General features: G+C 59.6%; 2 protein-coding genes. Both read left to right on the forward strand.

Features of this window, described 5'->3' with window-relative positions; translation table 11 throughout:
* A partial coding sequence (locus BQ17_RS21440; protein WP_218068079.1) for a hypothetical protein occupies window positions 1–280 on the forward strand: 280 nt, incomplete at its 5' end.
* Between the two features lie 45 nt (window positions 281–325).
* Window positions 326–906: ATP-binding protein (locus BQ17_RS04260; protein WP_141699092.1), on the forward strand; the 581-nt coding region annotated here is incomplete at its 3' end.

The raw sequence follows: 906 nt of genomic DNA on the forward strand, positions 1-906 counted from the left end.
CATCGGCCTGCTACCGGCCGGCCAGGTAATCGACGGTCAGGTCTATCGCATCGCCGATGCCTATCCTGTCTACGACAGCAGCTATATGGCCGCTATTTCCAGGGTGCGGGATTTTTGCACTGGGCTGGAAAACCTGCGCACCGTGGGCCGCAACGGTCTCCATCGTTACAACAACATGGACCATTCCATGCTGACCGCGATGTATGCCGTCCGCATGCTCCTGTTCGGCGAACACCACGACCTGTGGGCCATCAATATCGAGCAGGAATACCATGAGTAGATTGCCGGTTCCTGACCGTCAGAAGTCGTACCCGCAGGAGGCTCCATGAAGACCTTCAATACCGCAGGCCCTACAAGGCCGGACGAACATTACACGATCCCTGCATTATCACGTTGGGATATGGATGATATTCGGCGTTTGATCGGGGAGAAGCGTTATTTCGTCCTCCACGCCCCACGCCAGACCGGCAAGACCAGCTGTCTGCTGGCCTTGATGGAGCAGCTCAACGCGGAAGCGGATTACACGGCCCTCTATGTGAACCTGGAGCCGGCCCAGGCGGCGCGGGGAGACATGGCGTCGGGAATGCGGATTATCCTGGATGCTTTGGTGGCCGGTGCCGATGAATACCTGGCCGATCGGCTTCTGCCGGAAATTGCCCGGGAAATCCTTACCACTCAGGCCGCCGGCAGTCTGCTTCGGGAAGGGCTGCGTCGCTGGTGTCGACGGCTCGAAAACCCCCTGGTTTTACTCCTGGACGAGGTGGATAGCCTGGTGGGAGATACCCTGATCTCCCTGCTGCGCCAGATCCGGGCCGGTTACCCGGATCGCCCCCAGGCCTTTCCCCAGACGGTTCTGTTATGCGGCGTGCGGGATGTGCGGGATTATCGTATCCATGACGGCGACCA

This window comes from Candidatus Thiosymbion oneisti (genome assembly GCF_900092655.1).
Classification (GTDB): domain Bacteria; phylum Pseudomonadota; class Gammaproteobacteria; order Chromatiales; family Chromatiaceae; genus Thiosymbion; species Thiosymbion oneisti.